The organism is Halovenus carboxidivorans, assembly GCF_009831575.1.
GTDB classification, from domain to species: Archaea; Halobacteriota; Halobacteria; order Halobacteriales; family Haloarculaceae; genus Halovenus; species Halovenus carboxidivorans.
On record NZ_WUUT01000001.1, the window covers coordinates 792108 to 810331 of the forward strand.

General features: G+C 65.4%; 19 protein-coding genes and 1 tRNA gene. 14 read left to right on the plus strand and 6 right to left on the minus strand.

Translation table 11 applies throughout. The features are described 5' to 3' along the window. Window positions 1–282: 282 nt before the first annotated feature. The 4 genes from phnD (at window position 283) to GRX03_RS03980 (ending at window position 3410) form a co-directional block, all read left to right on the plus strand. Window positions 283–1251: a phosphate/phosphite/phosphonate ABC transporter substrate-binding protein gene (phnD, locus tag GRX03_RS03965; RefSeq protein ID WP_159762862.1), complete on the plus strand. Its 969-nt coding sequence runs from the start codon at window positions 283–285 to the stop codon at window positions 1249–1251. Between the two features lie 6 nt (window positions 1252–1257). Next, entirely contained in the window at window positions 1258–2109 is an 852-nt protein-coding gene (locus tag GRX03_RS03970; protein ID WP_159762863.1) for a phosphonate ABC transporter ATP-binding protein, read from the plus strand. Next, window positions 2106–3128, plus strand: a complete 1023-nt coding sequence (phnE, locus tag GRX03_RS03975) for a phosphonate ABC transporter, permease protein PhnE (RefSeq protein WP_159762864.1) — start codon at window positions 2106–2108, stop codon at window positions 3126–3128. Before GRX03_RS03970 ends, phnE begins: the two co-directional genes overlap by 4 nt. A 105-nt stretch (window positions 3129–3233) precedes the next feature. After that, window positions 3234–3410 (plus strand): hypothetical protein, encoded by a 177-nt coding sequence (locus GRX03_RS03980; RefSeq protein WP_159762865.1) that lies wholly within the window; start codon window positions 3234–3236, stop codon window positions 3408–3410. Here GRX03_RS03980 and GRX03_RS03985 read toward each other — a convergent pair. Next, window positions 3407–4216, minus strand: a complete 810-nt coding sequence (locus GRX03_RS03985) for an inositol monophosphatase family protein (RefSeq protein ID WP_159762866.1) — start codon at window positions 4214–4216, stop codon at window positions 3407–3409. The genes GRX03_RS03980 and GRX03_RS03985 overlap by 4 nt on opposite strands. A gap of 88 nt (window positions 4217–4304) precedes the next feature. Between GRX03_RS03985 and gatC the strand changes: the two genes are divergently transcribed. The 3 genes from gatC (at window position 4305) to GRX03_RS04000 (ending at window position 6324) form a co-directional block, all read left to right on the plus strand. After that, complete coding sequence (gene gatC, locus GRX03_RS03990; protein WP_159762867.1) at window positions 4305–4583, plus strand: Asp-tRNA(Asn)/Glu-tRNA(Gln) amidotransferase subunit GatC; 279 nt, start codon at window positions 4305–4307, stop codon at window positions 4581–4583. Between the two features lie 2 nt (window positions 4584–4585). Continuing rightward, window positions 4586–5863, plus strand: coding sequence for an Asp-tRNA(Asn)/Glu-tRNA(Gln) amidotransferase subunit GatA (gene gatA, locus GRX03_RS03995; protein ID WP_159762868.1), 1278 nt, complete (start codon window positions 4586–4588; stop codon window positions 5861–5863). An 86-nt stretch (window positions 5864–5949) separates the two neighbouring features. Then, the gene (locus GRX03_RS04000; protein WP_159762869.1) at window positions 5950–6324 is read left to right on the plus strand and encodes a hypothetical protein; all 375 of its coding nucleotides are present in this window, start codon (window positions 5950–5952) and stop codon (window positions 6322–6324) included. Window positions 6325–6335: 11 nt separating this feature from the next. Here GRX03_RS04000 and GRX03_RS04005 read toward each other — a convergent pair whose 3' ends face one another. Then, the gene (locus GRX03_RS04005) at window positions 6336–7163 is read right to left on the minus strand and encodes a hypothetical protein (RefSeq protein WP_159762870.1); all 828 of its coding nucleotides are present in this window, start codon (window positions 7161–7163) and stop codon (window positions 6336–6338) included. A 161-nt stretch (window positions 7164–7324) separates the two neighbouring features. On the opposite strand from GRX03_RS04005, the gene GRX03_RS04010 reads away from it, so the two are divergent. Then, the gene (locus GRX03_RS04010) at window positions 7325–9784 is read left to right on the plus strand and encodes a heavy metal translocating P-type ATPase (RefSeq protein ID WP_368277950.1); all 2460 of its coding nucleotides are present in this window, start codon (window positions 7325–7327) and stop codon (window positions 9782–9784) included. A 49-nt stretch (window positions 9785–9833) separates the two neighbouring features. Further along, window positions 9834–10985, plus strand: a complete 1152-nt coding sequence (gene thrC, locus GRX03_RS04015; RefSeq protein ID WP_159762871.1) for a threonine synthase — start codon at window positions 9834–9836, stop codon at window positions 10983–10985. On the opposite strand, the gene GRX03_RS04020 is transcribed toward thrC, so the two are convergent. Further along, complete coding sequence (locus GRX03_RS04020; RefSeq protein WP_159762872.1) at window positions 10986–11630, minus strand: metal-dependent hydrolase; 645 nt, start codon at window positions 11628–11630, stop codon at window positions 10986–10988. It abuts the gene before it with no gap. A 103-nt stretch (window positions 11631–11733) separates the two neighbouring features. Between GRX03_RS04020 and GRX03_RS04025 the strand changes: the two genes are divergently transcribed. After that, on the plus strand, window positions 11734–12039 hold the full coding sequence (locus tag GRX03_RS04025; protein ID WP_159762873.1) for a PRC-barrel domain-containing protein: 306 nt from the start codon (window positions 11734–11736) through the stop codon (window positions 12037–12039). Here GRX03_RS04025 and GRX03_RS04030 read toward each other — a convergent pair whose 3' ends face one another. Continuing rightward, window positions 12040–13491: a DHH family phosphoesterase gene (locus GRX03_RS04030; RefSeq protein WP_159762874.1), complete on the minus strand. Its 1452-nt coding sequence runs from the start codon at window positions 13489–13491 to the stop codon at window positions 12040–12042. It lies immediately after the preceding gene. Between the two features lie 296 nt (window positions 13492–13787). Here GRX03_RS04030 and GRX03_RS04035 point away from each other — a divergent pair, with 296 nt between their 5' ends. Together GRX03_RS04035 and GRX03_RS04040 are read left to right on the plus strand one after the other, a co-directional pair. Continuing rightward, window positions 13788–14570 carry a hypothetical protein gene (locus tag GRX03_RS04035; RefSeq protein WP_159762875.1) on the plus strand — a complete coding sequence of 261 codons (783 nt, stop codon included), beginning with the start codon at window positions 13788–13790 and terminating at the stop codon, window positions 14568–14570. A gap of 48 nt (window positions 14571–14618) precedes the next feature. Next, window positions 14619–14692: transfer RNA gene (locus GRX03_RS04040), tRNA-Lys, on the plus strand. 234 nt (window positions 14693–14926) lie between these two features. On the opposite strand, the gene GRX03_RS04045 is transcribed toward GRX03_RS04040, so the two are convergent. Beyond that, window positions 14927–15154: a hypothetical protein gene (locus GRX03_RS04045; RefSeq protein ID WP_159762876.1), complete on the minus strand. Its 228-nt coding sequence runs from the start codon at window positions 15152–15154 to the stop codon at window positions 14927–14929. A gap of 135 nt (window positions 15155–15289) precedes the next feature. After that, window positions 15290–15997: a hypothetical protein gene (locus tag GRX03_RS04050; RefSeq protein ID WP_159762877.1), complete on the minus strand. Its 708-nt coding sequence runs from the start codon at window positions 15995–15997 to the stop codon at window positions 15290–15292. A 141-nt stretch (window positions 15998–16138) separates the two neighbouring features. Between GRX03_RS04050 and GRX03_RS04055 the strand changes: the two genes are divergently transcribed. Next, complete coding sequence (locus GRX03_RS04055; protein WP_159762878.1) at window positions 16139–16999, plus strand: UbiA family prenyltransferase; 861 nt, start codon at window positions 16139–16141, stop codon at window positions 16997–16999. A 47-nt stretch (window positions 17000–17046) separates the two neighbouring features. Then, window positions 17047–18207 (plus strand): PrsW family intramembrane metalloprotease, encoded by a 1161-nt coding sequence (locus GRX03_RS04060; protein WP_159762879.1) that lies wholly within the window; start codon window positions 17047–17049, stop codon window positions 18205–18207. Window positions 18208–18224: the final 17 nt, after the last annotated feature.

Genomic DNA, 18224 nt, shown 5'->3' on the forward strand with positions numbered 1-18224 from the left:
ATGTTGGTCGCCAAGCAACTTAAACCCTTCCCTGAAAACTGCGCCCGTGTGATGGGGTGTGTTCACACTCGCTGTTGTCCTGTGGAGGCGTCCCGGCTCACCGGGGACGTGTTCCTGTTCTATCACACCGGCCCTATCACCGTTCGTTTCTCGGTGACGGCTGTAGGTTCCGCGGTAATTATATAGAAATATATACCGGAGTATAGGCCAATATAGTACACACCGAAAAGCCGGACATATATTACCAAAGATATTAACGGAGAGGGGAATATTTGTGGATGAATGTCCGAACAAAACCTGCAGTCTAGCCAGTCGAGACGCAAATTCCTTGTAACGGCGGGCGCAGTCGGTGCCACGTTCGCGGCCGGTTGTACCGGCGGCGGCAGTGACCAGGCGTTCGGAGATGGGACAGTGGACTTCAACGTCTCCCCGAGCGTTGCACAGGAGAACCTCGAAGCGCAGTACACGCCGGTTCAGGAGTATCTCTCGAACGAACTGGACGCCGACGCGGAGATGCAGTTGGCGAACAACTACAGCGCCGTCATCCAGGCGCTGGGCTCGGGTACGTCGGACGTTGCCGAGACGGGGCCGTTCGCGGCCGCGCTCGGCGCGGAATCCGACAGAGCTGAAATCGTCCTCCAGCGCCAGGGCTACGGCTCCTGGACGTACATGAGCGGGATCGCGGTCCGACGGGACAGCGACATCGATGAGCTGTCCGATCTGGAAGGCGAGACGATCGCCTTCGCGGACCCGCTGTCGACCAGCGGTGCGCTGTTCCCGCTGTACGGCCTCTCGAACGACGGCGGTCTCGATATCGGCAACCTTCCGACCGGCGACGGAAGCGGCGCGGACTTCACGCCGAACTTCGCCGGGTCGCACCCGGCCTCCTACGAGACGATGGCCAACGGTCAGGCTGCCGCGGCCGGTATCGGCGGTTTCGTCCAGGGGCTGAAAGAGGGCGCGGACACCAACCCCTGGGGCGAGACCGCCGAGTGGCTCTGGACCCGGGAAGGGCTGCCGCGAGCGCCGATCGTCGTCAGTCCGGAACTGTCCGAGGAGAACAAAAACGCCGTCGTCGACGCGTTCCTCAACGCCCCGGACGACATCTACTGGGGTGTCGACGGCGAGGAGGGAACCGACGACGACCTCTGGTTCAACGCCGTTCGTGAAGCAGGTGTCGAGAAGTACCAGCCTGTGATCGATGCGGCGAACGAACTCGGCGTCGGCACGGATATCTTCCAGCAGAACTGACTCCCCATGTCGAAGGTCTCATTCGACGGCGTCCGGAAAGTGTACAACGAGGAGACAGTCGCTCTCGACGGGATCGACTGTACGATCGAGGACGGCGAGTTCGTCGTCCTGCTCGGCCCCTCCGGCGCCGGCAAGTCGACGCTGCTCCGTGTCCTCAACGGGCTGACGATGCCGACGGAGGGCGAGGTGACAATCGACGGCGAACCGGTCCAGGGGGAGCGCGAGGACGTGGCGATGGTCTTCCAGATGCACTATCTCGTCGAGAGCATGAGCGCGTTCAAGAACGCGCTGACCGGTGGCCTCTCACGGGAAGGTCTCGGCCGCAGCCTCCTGACCCTGTACGACCGCGAGGAGAAGATGGCGGCGCTCGACGCACTCGATACCGTCGGACTCCTCGACGAGGCCGAGCAGCGCGCGGGGTCGATGTCCGGCGGACAGAAACAGCGAGTCGGGATCGCTCGCGCACTGGTCCAGGAGCCGGAACTCCTTCTCGCCGACGAACCGGTGTCGAGTCTCGACCCCAAGGCCGCCCGCGACGTGATGCGGTACATGAAAACCGCCAGCGAGGAGCGCGGGCTGACCACAGTCGCCAGCCTGCATCAGGTCGACATCGCCCGCAAGTTCGGCGATCGGTTCCTCGGCGTCCGCGACGGTGAACTCATCTTCGACGGGACGCGTGACGAACTGACGATGGACGTGTTCGACCGGATCTACTACGGCGAGGAGGGCGCCAGCGACCGGTCCGAGCGTGACTCCGAGCGGCTGGCGGCTCCGACCCGCACGTCGAGCGACTCCGAGGAGGCTACGGAGAATCCTGAGACGCCAACACAACCGACATCGTCGGGTGGGAATCCATGAGCAACGTCGAACCGGATGAGTCCTCTTACGAGGAGAAGTACAATCTCCTGCGCCGACGGCGGCTGTTCAGACAGATCTCGAGTCTGTTGCTTCTGTTCGGCATCGTCGCACTGACTGTCCTCGGGCTCCGGTACATCGAGTTCAACCCCGGTGATCTCTGGCGCCAGCGGGGCGCGTTCACGCAGTTCCTCGGGAACTTCTTCCCGCCGAACTTCCGTGAGTTCACGCTGTACACCAAGCAAAACGACATCAACGGGCCGAAGGCGATCACCCGGAGCTTCCGGAACTTCGGTGCGCCAATCGTCGAGACGCTGACCAGCGACCAGCCAGCAGCGCAGACGACGCTGGTCCGGATGAGTCTCGTGACGCTGATCCTCGGCTTTACTGGGACGGTCATCGGATTCCCGCTCGCCCTGCTCTTCGGGGTGCTGGGCTCCGAGCGCGTGACGCCGTTCCCGTTCAACTTCATCTTCCGAGGGACGATGAGCGCCATCCGCTCCATCCCGGCGCTCGTCTGGATTTTCATCTACATCCCGCTGGCGGGGATCAACCCGGTGGGTGCCGTCCTCGCAATCTCGACCGACACGGTCGGCAACATGGGACGGCTGTTCACAGACGAACTCGAAGAGATCGAAGAGGGGCCGATCGAGGCGATCAAATCGACCGGCGCGTCCAGAACCCAGGTCGTGACCTTCGGCATGCTCAGCCAGGTCTCGACGTCGTTCATCGCTTGGGCGCTGTACGTCCTCGAGATCAACGTCCGGATCGCAATCGGACTCGGCGTCGTCGGTGCGGGCGGAATCGGGCGCTACATCACTCTCCGGAAGGACCTGTTCGCCTACCAGGAGATGGCCGCCGGGATCGTGATGGTGTTTTTCATCGTCATCTCCGTCGAGATCATCTCCTCGCGGATCCGGGCGCGACTCCGCCCGAGCGAACACGACTCCCGGGGCCTGCTCGAAGTCATCAAAGGGCTCGGCGACGTGAACCGCTGGCTGGGTCGCGAGCCGAAAAACTGAGGGCCCGTCGTTTATATAGCCGTACGTTCGGTTCCCTCGGCTGTCGAGGAACATGTTGCTCTCCTAGAAGGTTCTTTGTGTCTCCGATCCGTAGCCGCGATACCGATGGATCAGTCACCAGTCGTCTGTCCCGGCTGTGCTGGCGAACTCTCGGAGACGGAGATCCGCCGGACGCCCCAGTTCATCGCGGACACGTACTTCTGTGGCCGTTGTGGACAACAGTTCGCTGATCCGGACGCCGACGGCGAAGTCCGACCGAGACGGCGGGCCCTCCGGCTCTAATTGCCGGGTTCGGCCGCCGCGTCGATTTCTCTGGCAGCGGCGAGAACGTCCTCGTGGATCCGCCCGTTCGAGGCGACCAGCCCTCGGGCTTCGGGTTGCCACGCGTTCCCGTCGATGTCCGTCACGGTTCCGCCGGCCCACTCGACCATCGCGGCACCGGCGACGCTGTCCCACGGCTCGGCGACGCGGTTCGTAATCACGCCGTCGAGCGCGCCCGTCGCGACCATCGAGAGCGCGGCCTGTGCACAGCCAATACGTCGGAGATCACCGAACCGGTGGACGATCCCGCTCGTCGCCGCCGCGAACTCCTCACGGCGGTCGAAATCCCACCAGATCGTCGGCGCGACCGTACACCGTTCGGGGTCAGTTCGGTCGCTGACGGTCACTCGATCCCCGTTTCTGTCTACCCCGGCCGCTGTTCCGACGTACCGATCCCCGACGGCCGGACAGAAATTCGCCGCGGCGACCGCCTCGCCGTCGCGGAGACAGGCGACGCTGGTCGCCCACCGGCGGTTTCCTCGCACGTAGTTGTTCGTTCCGTCGATCGGATCGATCACCCAGACGATCCCCTCCTCGGAGAGGTGTCCGTAGCTGTCTCCCTCTTCTCCGCAGACCGTCGCGTTCGGGGTCGCCTCCCGGATCCGGTCGACGACCGCCGCCTGTGCGTCCCGGTCCGCCTGCGTGACGACATCGGTCTTGCCGTCTTTGTACTGTACGTCGAGCTCTGTCCGAAATCGGTCGGCCGCGACCGCGGCGCCCGCCGCCGCACTCGCCTCCGCGACGCGGGCCAGTTCAGGGCTGTCCATCGTATCGTCGCTCGGAGCGGCCGGGGCTTAACCGTGGTGCTCGACCGGCTTCGAAACGCTTACTGACCGGAGTACCGTCTGCTCGCTCATGAGCGACTCTCCCGTCGATCCGGACGAGGTCGAACACATCGCCGGCCTCGCCCGCGTCGAGTTGAGTGCCGAGGAGCGCGAGCGCTTCGCCGACCAGTTCGGCGAGATCCTCTCGGCGTTCGAGGCGCTGGACGAGGTCCCCGAAACCGACAGCGAGCCCGAGTTGACCAACGTCATGCGCCCCGACGAGGTCAGGGACAGTCTCGATCAGGCCGAGGCGCTGCGTAACGCCGAGGAAACTGAAGACGGCAAGTTCAAAGGCCCGCGAGTCTCCTGAGCATGTCCGAGAACATCTACATCACAGAGACGACAATCGAGGGCGACGAGGACGGCCCGCTCGCCGGCAGGACCGTCGCGGTCAAGGACAACATCTCGACGGAGGGAGTCCGAACTACCTGCGGGTCCGCCATGCTCGAGGAGTACGTCCCGCCGTACGACGGGACGGTCATCGAGCGCCTGAAGGCGGCCGGCGCGACCATCCCCGGCAAGACGAACATGGACGAGTTCGGGATGGGGACGACCACCGAGACCTCCGCCTTCGGGTCGACGGACAACCCCGCCGCTCCGGGCCACGTCCCGGGCGGCTCCTCCGGCGGTTCCGCGGCCGCCGTCGCCGCCGGCGAGGCAGATCTGGCGCTGGGGACCGACACCGGCGGCTCGGTCCGCTGTCCCGCCGCCTTCTGTGGGGTCGTCGGCATCAAACCCACCTACGGACTCGTCTCCCGGTACGGCCTGATCGCGTACGCGAACTCGCTGGAACAGATCGGTCCGCTCGCGCCGTCAGTCGAGGAAGCCGCCGAGTTGCTCGAAGTGATCGCCGGCCCCGACGAACGCGACGGGACGACCCGGGACGCGACCGACCACGGAAGCGACTACGAGTACGCCGAGGCCGCCGACGGCGACGTCGACGGACTCGAAATCGGCGTCCCCACGGAACTGCTCGACGGGGCCGACGACCGCGTCGTCGACCAGTTCTGGAACGCCATCGACGACCTCGAAGCACGGGGGGCGAGCTACCACGAGGTCAGCCTCCCGAGCCTCGAACACGCAGTCGAGGCGTACTACGTCATCGCGATGAGCGAGGCCTCGTCGAACCTGGCGCGGTTCGACGGCGTTCGGTACGGCACCTCCGGCGGCTACGACGGCAACTGGAACGAGGCCTTCGCCGCGGCCCGCGAGGAGGGCTTCGGTGAGGAGGTCAAACGCCGCATCCTGCTCGGGACCTACGCGCTCTCGGCGGGCTATCACGACAAATACTACAAGAAGGCTCAGGACGCTCGTGCGTGGATCCAGCAGGACTTCGACGAGGCGCTGTCCGAGGCCGACGTACTCGCCTCGCCGACGATGCCGGTGACACCCTTCGAACTCGGCGAGAGTCTAGACGACCCGATGAAGATGTATCTCGCCGACGCGAACACGACGCCGGTCAACCTCGCCAACCTCCCCGCTATCTCCGTCCCGGTCGGTGACGACCCGGGGCTACCGGTCGGCCTCCAACTGGTCGGACCGGCCTTCGGCGAGAAGCGACTCATCCGCGCCGGCAGCGCCCTCGCCTGACACCTACACTGTTAGTGTCGATCCGCTGTTTTCGCCCAACGCTGTTAGGTAGAAGGTCGAAGCGACTGGCCGACGAATCTATTGGTATGTCACGATCACAGCAGACGCCCTTCGAGTACAGTTTCGAGACGCGCGGCGATGTTCTCGTGTTGGATCTCACCGACTGGTCGGGCGGGACCGAGGCGATGGACGAGGCCGAAGCCGACTGGCTCTCGAAGGCCGGTCGGGCACACATCACTGCCACGGTCACGGAGTTCAGCCCGGAGACGACCCTCGGCCGGGAGACTCAGGACCACCTCGCCAGGGCGTGGAGCGAGAACGCCCGCGAGGCGAACGTCGAGAAACTGGCGTTCGTCTCCGAGGGGATCAAGGCCCGTGCGGTCAGCGCCAACCTCGACGTTCCCCAGGAGATCAAGACGTTCAAATCCGTCGAGGAAGCCGTCGAGTGGGCGCGTGAGTGAACCCGAGACAGCTACTCCGTCTCGTTAGCAGTCTCGTTCCCGGATTCTGTCGTCGTTTTTTGCTGTCCTCGTCTGCCGTGTTCCGCCGCTGACCCCTGACTCGCTTCCTCCGGGGCGGCCGTCGACTGATCCTCGGGTGAGTGCCGCTCCCGGTGCTGTGGACCGTCCGGCTGCTGTCCGCTCTGCTCTCTCTCGCGGGGACGCCGTCGCCCCGCGTCCTGCCGTGGCCGCTCGTCCCGTCGCTGGCGTTGGCGTCTGTCGGGCTGGTTCTGGGGTCGGCCGGCCGACGGCCGCGTGGGTTCGCCTCCCGCCGAACCGGTCGACTGCGGCCCGTCGAGTTGCTGTGCGCCGCCCGAACGCCCCGTCTCGGTGTGGCCGAGATAACAGCCGAGACACTGGAGTAGCCCGCTGCCGACCGCCAGGTACACCCCCGGTCCCGTGCTGGCGACGGCCGCCACGTCCGGCTTGATCCAGTCGCTGTACATCCAGACCGGATCGGTGACGTAGGCCACTCCGAGACCGAGCGCAGCGACGCCGCTGGCCCCGGCGAACGCGAGGACGAGGGGGTCCCACGGTTCGGTCACGATCAGCCCCGTCGCGACGAGTCCGACGCCCGCGAGGACGACCCAGTCGACGCGGTCGATCCCCAGTATCTCCTCGCTGGTCGTCTCCTCGCCGAAGGCGGTGAGTCCCGCGGCCTCCTCCGCGGGATCGCTGACCGGAATCGGCTCCGAGGCGACGATCCACGGCAGTAGCCCGCTCACGAGCAACAGGGCCACGCCGACCCCGAAGGCGAGTTCCGCCCGGCCGGGGGACGCCGCAGCGAGCACGCCACTCATGTCAGCTATGTTTCTCCCGTCCGCACTAAAACGTCCGGTTCGGGCCGGTCGTCGGCCGAGAGAGTCGACCCCAGCGACCGACAGTGTATTTGCCTTCGCTCCGTTAGACTGTCTCCAACGGGCCATGTACGGGAATCCGAGGCGGTCCCGGGGTGGTTTCGGTGACAGGTGAACAGGTGTGTACGCTCTGTGACCTGCCGCTCTCGGAGACCGCCGTCGAGAACGACGCCGGCGAACAGTTCTGCTGTCGGGGCTGTCGCGAGATCAAGGCGACCCTCGAAGACCGGGACGATCTCTCGGCGGACGCCGACCCGGCCGATATCGAGGCCGAACTCGACAGTGAAGACCGCGACGTGCCAGACGACTACGAGACGACGTTTCTGAGTGTCGGCGGGATGCACTGTGCGACCTGTGAGACGTTCATCGAGTCCCAGGCGGTCGCTCACGACGACGTTGCCGACGCGGACGCGAGCTACATCACCGACGCCGTGCGCGTCGACCACGACCCCGACGCGATCGACGAGTCGGGGCTGCGCGAACTGCTGAGCGGGCTGGGGTATCAGGCCTACAGCCGTGACGACCCGCTGGCGGAACGTCGCGCCGAAGAGGAGAGTCTCACGCGGCTGGTCGTCGGCGTCACCTTCGGCATGGCGATTATGATGACTTACGTGGCGTTGATCTACCCGCTGTACTTCGGCGGGCTGTGGTATCCCGACCAGCAGGCGGCGTTTCTCCGGGAGATGCTCGCCGGCACCTCGGCCAGCTACCCCTTCCTCGTGATGGGACTGCTGACCGGCATCGTGTTGGTCTACACCGGCGGGCCGATACTGAAAGGGGCGTACGTCAGCCTCCGGACCCGCCAGCCGAACATGGACCTGCTCATCGCCGTCGCGGCGACGAGCGCCTGGCTGTACAGCACTATCGCCATCTTCGTCGAGAGCGGCATTCCGAGCCTGTACTACGACGTGACGCTGACGGTGATTCTGGTCGTCACCGCCGGCGGCTACTACGAGAACCAGATCAAACAGACAGCCAACGAGCGCCTCGCCGGTCTCACCGAAGCGCAGGTCGACGAGGCACACCGCTACGAGGGCGACGGCTCGACGACGACTGTCCCGGTCGACGACCTCGACGCCGGCGAGGAGATTCTCGTCAGGGAGGGCGAACGGGTTCCCGTCGACGGCGACGTAGTCGACGGCGAGGGAACGGTCGACGAGGCGGTCGTCACCGGCGAGTCGCTTCCAGTCGGCAAGACCCCCGGCGACGAAGTCGTCGGTGGCTCGCTGTTGCAGGACGGCTCGCTGGTCGTCGAGGTCGGCGAGGGCGCCGACAGCAGTATCGACCGACTTACCGACATGGTCTGGGACCTCCAGAGCGCCAACCACGGGATCCAGCAACTCGCCGACCGACTGGCGACGATTTTCGTCCCGCTCGTGTTGACGCTCGCCGTGGTCGTCGGTGTCGTCCACTTCCTCCTCGGGGCCAGCCTCTCGACGACCGTGTTGACGGCGCTGACGGTGATGATCGTCTCCTGTCCCTGCGCGCTCGGGCTGGCGACGCCGCTCGCCATCGCATCGAGCGTTCGGGAGGCGCTCGAACGGAGCATCGTCGTCTTCGACGAGACGATCTTCGAGCGACTGCAGGACGTCGAGGTGGTTATCTTCGACAAGACCGGCACGCTGACCACCGGCGATATGGAGGTGCTCGACGCCGACGGACCGACGGACCTGTTCGAGCAGGCCGCGCTGCTGGAAACCCACTCCTCGCACCCCGTCGCGGCGGCAATCGCCGACCGGTTCGGACCGGACGCGGCAACCGACGGCGGTGTCACCGAATCCGCAGAGGCCGACGGTGAGCCGACGCTGGACACACCGGATCCGATGGAGAGCCGCGTCACGGAGTTTCAGAGCTACGCGACGGGCGTCGGGGGGACCGTCGACGGCGCAGCACTGCTCGTCGGGACGGTCGATCTGTTCACGGAACAGGGGTGGACGGTTCCCGACGAGATCGAATCCCGTGCGGAGGAGGCCACGGCCGCCGGAAACGCGCCGGTCGTCGTCGGTCGTGACGGCACTGCCGAGGGCGTCGCTGTCGTCGGTGACCAGCCCCGCGAGGACTGGGAAGCAGTCGTCGAGATGCTCGACGACCGCGGTATCGAAGTCGCCGTCCTGACCGGCGACAGCGAGCAGGCCAGTGCGACGTTTGCGGCTCATCCGGCCGTCGACGAGGTGTTCGCTGGCGTGCCGCCGGAGGCGAAAGCCGAGACAGTCCGGCGTTACGGGGCCGGCAGACAGACCGTGATGGTCGGCGACGGCACCAACGACGCGCCCGCGCTGGCGACGGCCGACCTCGGTATCGCGCTCGGTAGCGGGACGGCCCTCGCCGCGGACGCCGCAGACGTCGCTATCGTCGACGACTCGCTGTCCTCGCTGGAGACTGTCTTCGATCTCGCCGCGGCGGCGAACTCGCGGGTCAAACAGAACATCGGGTGGGCGTTCTGTTACAACGCGGTGGCGATTCCGCTGGCCATCACGACCGTGCTCAACCCGCTGTTCGCCGCGCTCGCGATGGCGGCGTCGAGCCTGCTCGTCGTCACGAACTCCTCGCGGTCGCTGCTGTAGCGTGCCGGAAGACAGATACTTCCCCCGGTGGTAGACACGACCGACTCGAATGACCGACGGGATCGCCCTGTGTTGTCCGCGCTGTGACTGGCAGACCGAACCCGGCCGCAGGTCCCGCTGTCCCTCCCACCCCGACCGACAACTCGAACTCGACTACGATATCGGAGCCGTCCGTGAGCGATTCGATCCGGCGACGCAATCGCGGTCGGACCTCTGGCGGTACGACCCCCTGCTTCCCGTCGAGGCCGACCCGGTCACCCTCGGGGAGGGCTGGACCGAGTTGGCCGAGGCCCCGACGACCGGGAACGCGCTCGGGGTCGATCTCGGGCTGAAACTCGAAGGCGCGAACCCGACCGGAGCCGCGAAAGACCGCGGCAGCGCGGTGGTCGCGACACACGCCCGCGAACGCGACGCCGGCCGGATCGTCTGTGCGTCGACGGGCAACGCCGCCGCGTCGGTCGCTGCGTACGCCGCGCGGGCCAGCCTCGATTGCTCGCTGTTCGTTCCCGAACGACTCCCGGACGCGAAGGCGGTCCAGCCGCTGGTCTACGACGCGGACCTCGTCACCGTCTCGGGCGGGTACGCCGACGCGTACCAGCGGTGCCGGGCGTCGGCCAGCGAACCCGCTACCGTGGACCGAAGTGCCGGCGCGAGTCCGTACACCCCGGCCGGCGCACAGACGCTCGGATTCGAACTCGCCGAACAGGCGCCCCGAGCCGACTGGATCGCCGTCTCGATGGGCAACGGCGGCACGCTCGCGGACATCTGGCGCGGTCTCGATCTGTTCTCCCGGGCCGGCTATCTCGCCGATCCGCCCCGTCTGCTCGGTGTGCAGGCCGCGGGCTGTCCGACGATTCACGACCGCCTCCATGGCTCGGAGTCGGGAGCCGAGCAGCCGCCGGGGACCTGTGCCGACAGCATCGACGTCGACGACCCGCACCGGGCCGAGGACGCTCGGACGGCGCTCGAGGAGAGCAACGGAGCGACGATCACGGTCAGTGACCCGTCGATTCGAGACGCACTCGGCGACCTGGGTGCCGGCGAAGGCGTCTTCGTCGAACCCGCCGGAGCGGCCGCGGTCGCGGGCATCGAAACGGCGCTCGAACGCGGACTCGTCGACTCGGGCGAGCGCGTCGTCGCTGTCCTGACCGGGGACGGACTGAAGGATACCGCGACCGCACTGGACGCCGTCGGCACCTGACTACCCCTCGATTTCTCGTGCCACCCGGAACCGGGCAACCGTGACGACGACCCCGATGACCGTCACGAGCAGTTCCAGCCCCGATCCGAACAGGGGAAACACCCGTTCCGGTGGTCCGCCGTCGGCGGGTTCGGCCGGGTCGACACCCGTGGTGACCTCCGTCTCCGTACTCGTCCCGACCGGCTCGAAGAGCAGAAATCCCTCTCCGGAGTCACGGAACGTCTGGACGAGTCCCCGCTGGTTCGATAGCTCCATCTCGCCGCGGAGCGTGTAGAACTGGTCGTGAAACGGCCAGAAGAGATTCGCCACGCCGTCGGTGAGATCGAGCGCGACGTGGCCGAGGCCGTAACAGAGGATAGCGACCCACGCGACCCGAACACCCCACCCGCCCCAGCGGGACCGGAGCAGTGACTCCTCGCGGACGTGTACGTCGACGTACCACAGCAGTCCGGCCGCCACCGGGATGGTCAGGTTGTGCAGGGAGGTCCGGTGCCCGGCCGTCGAGACGAGTGCGATGAACGAATCGAGATCCGGAATCGCCACGGCGACGACGAGAACGAGCAGCGCCCGTTCGTCGAAGGCCGAACCGAGCAGGGCGGCGCCGATCAGTCCCGCGACGGCGGCGTGGACAATCGTCGATGGCATCTGTCACAGTTCGGTGCCCGATCACCGTAATCTCTCGGGTCTCCGAGAACCTGTCGGCAGGATGACGCCACAAATTTAAGGTGTCGCCACGCCACTCCGACATATGGACCACAACAGCCAGCCACAGGAGATTACGACCCTCGTGGGCCGGGAAGTGTACACGAACAACGGCGTCTATCTCGGCGAAGTCGAGGATCTGCGTCTGGATCTCGACGCCGAGAGCGTCACCGGCCTCGCGCTGCACGAACTCAACCGGGAGCTGTTTCGAGAGGAATCGGCGAGCGCCCGCGGGGTCATCGTCCCGTATCGCTGGGTGCAGGCGGTCGGGGACGTCGTCATCGTCAACGACATCGCCGAGCGTATCCAGCGCTCGAAAACCGACGAGGACGAAGAGGAAGTGACCGCCTGATTAGTTGCCGTTCGAGCTATCGCTCGAATCGACGCCCATCGACTCGAACAGTTTCTTTTTCACCGCTTCCTCGGTCAGTTCCAGCAGCGTCTCGCGGTTGTCCTCGCTCACCTCGATCCCGGTGAAGATACCCAGCGGGATCTCGACGCTCGCCTCCGTCGAGTGGCCCTTGCTCTCGCCGATGGAGTCGAAGGCATCCTCCAGAATGCGTCCGATATCCATCCGAATATCCTTCGAGCGGGCGGCGAGATAGATGCTGTCGTCTGCGATTGCGAACACGGCCGTCGTCGTGATGCCTTCGAGGTTGAGGAGGTGTTGTGCCGCCTGCGAGAGGGCGTCTCTGTCGCGGACGAAACCGGCGTTCGAGACCAGATGTGACCCCTCGACCTCGCGGTTGCGGATCGCCTCGGCCAACACGTCGAGCGTCTCCGCCGACATCGAGGGCGACTCCACCTGTTCGAGCGTGTCGTGGTCGGCGAAGGGGTAGAGGTAGGCGGCAGCGGTCAGATCTGCGGGCGTGGTGTCCCGCTTGAAATCGAGCGTCTCGGCCCGAATCCCGTACAGCAGCGCCGTCGCGACCTCCTGCTCCAGGGTGAGGTCGAGTTCCTGGATGTACTTCGTCATGATCGTCGAGGTCGAGGAGACGTTCGGCCGGACATCGCTGAAGGCGGCGTCGTGCTCGTGCTCCTGTTCGTAGTGGTCGACGATGATGTCGATCTGCTGGTCCTCGTCGGGTTCGCCGCCTTTGGCGTGGTCGACGATCGCGATCGTGTCGTAGGCCGCCTCGTCGATCGTCTCTCCGGAGACGAGTTCGATCCCGAGCAGGTTGACGAACGCGCGGTTCTCCTGGTGGCCGATCTCGCCCTCGTAGATGATGTCGGCCTCGACGTCCCGGCTCTCAGCGAGGGCTTTCAGCGCCGCGGCGCTGGCGATGGAGTCGGGATCGGGGCTGCGGTGAATTCGGATCGCGAGTTTACCGTCGGTCTCGTCGATCACCTCCGCCAACTTTCGGGTCTTGTACTCCAGTTCGCCGGTCTCCAGCGCCCGGAGTGCGGAGTTTGCGATGACGGCGGAGGGATTGATGACGACATCCGCCCCGGCCTCGGTGAGCGCGTCGCTCGAAACCGGATCCGACGCCCGTGCGACGATGAAGTGGTCGTTCTCCCGCGCACGGATGTTCTCGATCGCCGCCGTGTTCGCCTCGACATCTGAGGAGAGAATCAAGATCACGTCACGGTCGGAGACGGCGTCAGCGACCTCGACTTCCCGGATATCGCCCTGCCGTGCGTCGAGGTCCTGATCGCGAAGCGCCTCGACACGCCCGTCGTCAGAATCGATGATGAGGACGTCCTTCCCCTCATCGACCAGTTCCTCGGCGACGGCGTGTCCGACGCTCCCGCAGCCTAAGATCGCGTACGTCGACATCGACGTCATCGTGATACCGGTGCCCATCAGTATGGGCGTTTCGAGCGGCAAGCTATATAATATCCGGGTTCCGCGTGCGGGATACGCCGTGGTTCTCGTGTCCTACCGGGGCAGCGTTGGGGTTCTCTGTCGCCGCTTACCGTGATCTCGAACGTCTCACACCCGACGAAACATGAAAACCACAGCGCAGATTCTATCACGGAATCTTCTCCCACTGTCCCCCGATTTGCGGACATCGTATCCGCGTATTTTACTTTGCACTGCCGTAATCTCTTCTTAAAAAATAACAAATTTTTTACCATCTGCTACAGCACGTACTGTTGATGTCAGGGAACTCCGGCGACAACGGCAACGGCGAGGACGGACAACCACAGGGCGGTCAGCCGTCCGGCGGCCAGCCGAACGGTACCCAGCCGCCACAGGACGGACACCAGCCCCAGGACGGCCGGCCTCCACAGGGGGGACAGCAGCCGGGTGGACAACCACCACAGGGGGGCCAACCGCCGCAGGGACAGCAACCACAGGGGCAGCCACCGCAAGGACAGCCACCGCAAGGACAGCCGCCACAGGGCCAACCACGGCAGCGGGGACGGTCCGCCGGACGGTCGGCTCTCGATGACGTGACCGAGACTCTCCAGCAACCGTCGGTCAAGAAGCATCTCGAGTTCATCGTGGGCATTTTCGTCACCGTCGGCGTCGGGTTCGGACTCAGTTTTTTCCTGCTGGCGTCGCTGCTGCCGACAGGCAGCCAGGCGGCCGCGGGCGGCAGTGGATCCGGATTTATCACCGCCTTCGGTCTGTTCTTCGGCCTCTTTCTCACTCCGCTCGTCGCGACGCTCACCGGGATCATCACCGGACTCGAAATCGAGGAGGAGCCCCGCTCGGCCGCGCTCACCGGGGCCGTCGGGGGATTCGTCGGCTACATCGTGTTCCTGTTTATCGTCTTCGTCTTCTCGTCGCTCGTCTCGTCTGGCGGCGGCGGGACCGGCAACCTCGGCGAGATTCTCGGCCCGGCAATCGGTTGGGGTATCGGTGTCGCCGTCGCGGGTGCGGCATCGGCGTTTCTCGCTCGCAAGCTCCGACTCGGTGGTCTCAACGTCGTCTGAGCGAGCAAACGTAACGTATTTGCCTCCACACCCGAATCGGGAAACGTAGGGCCGGTAGCTCAGTTTGGCAGAGCGACGGACTCTTAATCCGTCGGTCGCGTGTTCAAATCGCGCCCGGCCCGTGTACCGAACCGCCGAGCGACGCGTGGCGTGAACGGAGTGAACGCTACGGTGGCGAGCGACGAAGTCGCGAGCAGCGAGGTGGTGAGGGAACTGGCAGGCACGATTTGAACGCAGGGAGGTCGCGCGCAGCGAAGCGAGCACGTCCGACCGTGTGTTACAAATCGCGCCCGGCCCGTACCCACATTTCTCCGGAGACGACCCAGCGTGAACCGCAGTACTGGAACACTTCCCTGCTACTCCCGCTCGTACTCCGATGCGATTCGCTGGAGCGCGTCTGCAATCGCCTCGACGGCGACGAGAAACCGCCAGGTCACATAGACGGCTCCGAACAGCACCGCCGGGAGAATCCCCAACAGCGCCTGTCCGGCAATGAGAAGCGAGTACAGAAAGAGACCGACACAGATCAGCGCGACCACGAGTATCCACTCCCGGGACATCGATGCGGGTGACCACTCCGACATAAAAATTCATTCGAGAAACATCCAAAAGAAACTTGCGGATCTTCGGGTCGACCTCTCAGTTCCCTCGATTCTCGGCTTTTCGACCCATCCCGGACGGGCCGGCAGGAGCGGACTCGATCTGCTCGAAACACGGAGTCACTCCGTCTCGGAGTCGACACTTTGTGCGCCGAGATAGAGCCCGACGATGCCAAACAGCGTCGAGATGACCGCCATGGTGACCGGGGCGACCAGGCTCGGACTCGCAGTGACGCTGACCTCGACGCCCTCGCGTTGGGCCGTCGAGACGGCCCTGAACAGGAACGTCCCGAACAGCGCGAGCGGGACGTACCCCGTCGGAACGCCGAGCCCGATCCGGACGATATCCCGGCTCACCGACAACTGTGCCGTCCGCGCGAGCGCGTACCCGCCAGCGGTCAGCAGCGCGACGGGGACGAGTTGGTAGACGATGCTCGGAATCTGTGTCGCCGCCGCCGTGAGGAGATTGACGGCCTCCGGAGCAGTCTGGGTCTGGGCCTGGCCCGCGGCGGCGCCGCCCGACACCCGTGGCGTGATCACCGTCTCGGCGAAATGAGCGTTGTAGAAGACCCAGCCGACGAATTCGAGTGTCGTCGGCTCCGGCCGTGGGAAGCCGACGAGCTGGGTCCGCTGGAAGATCCCTGACCCACCGATCAGGCTCTCACTCGTCGACTGCGGATCGAGTCCACCGTCGAGGAGGACGAACAGATAGGTGAGCGCGAACCCGAGCAGATAGCTGCCTCCACCGACGACGACAGCACCGACGACCGGTGCATCCTGTACGTACCGGCGGACACCTCCGAGGCGACTCCCGGCGTGCTCAGACATACGTGTTCACTCACCGGATCAGCCTCATAAGCGTACTGTATCGACTCCCGTAATGTTGATCCCCGAGCCGTGCAAACGCCGAGACGGCTTGTCGAGCACAGCCCGAATCCGGGACGAGCCGACGAGTGAGCTGATCGGCGTATGAGTTCCGAAACCGCCTCTCGACCCGGAACGCTCGCCAAGACGGCGCTTTTGACACTCGTCCACTCGAATCTCCTCATTTCGCTGTCGGCGACCTCCGTCGCCGTGAGCACAATCGTCCTGGCCGACCTCCGTCTCGAACCGATTCCGCTGTTTATCGTCTTCGCCGTCACGCTCTTCGTCTATTCGTTCAATCGTCTGACAGACCGCGCCGAGGACGAACGCAACGTTCCGGGTCGGGCGTCGTTCGTCGAACGCTACGGGAGAGTCCTCCTCGCGGCGGGTATTCTCCTCTATGCGGCCGCCACCGTGACCGCAATCGTCACCGGTATCCCGGGAGCGCCGGCGATGATCGTTCCCCTCGCCGTGGCGGTGTTGTACTCCGTGTTCGGCGTCAAACGAATTCTATTGGTCAAGAACCTCCTCGTCGGCCTCTCCTGGGGTATGATCCCCCTCGGAGTCGGCGTCTACTACGAGGCGCTGTTCACCGTCGATATCCTCTTTCTGTTCGCGTTCGTGACGACAGCGCTGACAATCGCGGCCGTCGTTTTCGACATCAAGGATATCGAGGGCGACCGCGAGGAGGGAATCCGAACCGTCCCTCTCGTCGTCGGCGTCGCGCGGACGCGGCACCTGGCCGCCGCCGCGAGCGCCCTCTTGGGAGTGGTCGTCGTCAGCGCCGTCGCTGTCGGTCTCGTCCACCCGCAGTATCTCCTGCTGGTCGGCTACACCACCTACATGACCGGCTACAGTCTCACCGCCCGGGTCGACCGGACGCCCCTGTTTTACGGCCTCGTGATCGACAGCGAACAGATCCTCCTCGCGGCCGGAGTGCTCTGCACCGAACTGCTGCTCTCGTAGCGGATCGGGAGGAACTTTCTACAGGGAGCGGGTCGTAGCCGTAGGCGATGACGCCGCCGGGCACCGACGAGGGTGACGAACAGCGAGGCGAGACACCGGGGCCGCAGCGAGAGCGTGCGGACGGACGCTCCGGCCTCCACGAGGGCGAGCGGGTGCCGCCGGAGGGCGAACCGCACCGATCCGGCCTGAACGAGCGCCCGCCACGGCACCGCGGCCCGTCCGAGAACGTCGGCCGGAGTTCGGAGCCGCGAGATCCCGTACAGGAGTCGTTTGCGGGACAGGTCGACCTCTACGAGATTGCGACCTGGGAGGTCCGCTCGCCGCTCGACCGATTCGCCGTTCGGCTCACGAACGCTCTGGAGACGAGCAAACGCGCTCTCCTGTTGAGCGTCGCTATCGGACTGTTCGTCGTACAGGTCGCCGCAGCCGGTGCCCTCGTCGTCCAGGCCCCGATTCTCGGCTGGCTAGCTGGAATTTCGGCCGCTCCCGCTCTCGTCCTCGCAGGGTACTTCTGGTACGGAGATCCGACGACGCGGGAGCCGTTCGTCGGCCTGGCCGTGACGTTTCTGCTGGCTGTCGCCTTCGCGAGCATCGCGGGCGTCGTCAACAGCATCGCACAGCCGTTTTTCCAACTGTTCGGTGTCGTCGGCGTCACGCTGTTTTACTTTCTCATCGTCGGACCGATCGAGGAGACGGTCAAGTGGCTGGCGGTTCGGATCTACGCCTACCGGACGGACGTGTTCCGGACCGTCGTCGACGGGGTCGTCTACGGCGCGATGGCCGGGGTCGGCTTCGCCGCCATCGAGAATCTGCTGTACATCCTGATGTTCTCCGTCGAGACGACGACGGCCGGACTCGCCGTCCAGCAGGAGCGGGCGATCGCAATCGCGACACAGCGGGCGTTCGTCGGTCCGGGTCACGTGATCTTCTCGGCGTGGGCCGGCTTCTACCTCGGACTGGCGAAGTTCAACCGGGGCAAACGGGGACCGATCGTGGTCAAGGGGCTCCTGATCGCGGCGTTTATTCACGCCCTGTACAACACCCTCGTCACCAACCTCCCGCTCTCGCTGCTGACTTTCATCGCCTTCCTGGTCGTCTACCACGGGTTCTGGTTCGCGCTCCTGTACCGAAAGATCCGCCTGTATCGCTCGCTGTACAGACAGCGCCCGAACCGCTCCCCGGGGCCACCCGACCGACAATCGCGGTAGCGACCGGCCTCTCCGGC

Coding starts and splice junctions, on each gene's coding strand:
- GRX03_RS03985 (WP_159762866.1), bottom strand. CDS start 4,216: ATGGACAGCCCTGAACTGGCCCGCGTCGCGGAGGCGAGTGCGGCGGCG.
- gatC (WP_159762867.1), top strand. CDS start 4,305: ATGAGCGACTCTCCCGTCGATCCGGACGAGGTCGAACACATCGCCGGC.
- GRX03_RS04005 (WP_159762870.1), bottom strand. CDS start 7,163: ATGAGTGGCGTGCTCGCTGCGGCGTCCCCCGGCCGGGCGGAACTCGCC.
- GRX03_RS04030 (WP_159762874.1), bottom strand. CDS start 13,491: ATGGGCACCGGTATCACGATGACGTCGATGTCGACGTACGCGATCTTA.
- GRX03_RS04050 (WP_159762877.1), bottom strand. CDS start 15,997: ATGTCTGAGCACGCCGGGAGTCGCCTCGGAGGTGTCCGCCGGTACGTA.
- GRX03_RS04045 (WP_159762876.1), bottom strand. CDS start 15,154: ATGTCGGAGTGGTCACCCGCATCGATGTCCCGGGAGTGGATACTCGTG.
- GRX03_RS04025 (WP_159762873.1), top strand. CDS start 11,734: ATGGACCACAACAGCCAGCCACAGGAGATTACGACCCTCGTGGGCCGG.
- GRX03_RS04000 (WP_159762869.1), top strand. CDS start 5,950: ATGTCACGATCACAGCAGACGCCCTTCGAGTACAGTTTCGAGACGCGC.
- phnE (WP_159762864.1), top strand. CDS start 2,106: ATGAGCAACGTCGAACCGGATGAGTCCTCTTACGAGGAGAAGTACAAT.
- GRX03_RS04035 (WP_159762875.1), top strand. CDS start 13,788: ATGTCAGGGAACTCCGGCGACAACGGCAACGGCGAGGACGGACAACCA.
- GRX03_RS03970 (WP_159762863.1), top strand. CDS start 1,258: ATGTCGAAGGTCTCATTCGACGGCGTCCGGAAAGTGTACAACGAGGAG.
- GRX03_RS04055 (WP_159762878.1), top strand. CDS start 16,139: ATGAGTTCCGAAACCGCCTCTCGACCCGGAACGCTCGCCAAGACGGCG.
- GRX03_RS03980 (WP_159762865.1), top strand. CDS start 3,234: ATGGATCAGTCACCAGTCGTCTGTCCCGGCTGTGCTGGCGAACTCTCG.
- GRX03_RS04060 (WP_159762879.1), top strand. CDS start 17,047: ATGACGCCGCCGGGCACCGACGAGGGTGACGAACAGCGAGGCGAGACA.
- thrC (WP_159762871.1), top strand. CDS start 9,834: ATGACCGACGGGATCGCCCTGTGTTGTCCGCGCTGTGACTGGCAGACC.
- GRX03_RS04020 (WP_159762872.1), bottom strand. CDS start 11,630: ATGCCATCGACGATTGTCCACGCCGCCGTCGCGGGACTGATCGGCGCC.
- gatA (WP_159762868.1), top strand. CDS start 4,586: ATGTCCGAGAACATCTACATCACAGAGACGACAATCGAGGGCGACGAG.
- phnD (WP_159762862.1), top strand. CDS start 283: ATGTCCGAACAAAACCTGCAGTCTAGCCAGTCGAGACGCAAATTCCTT.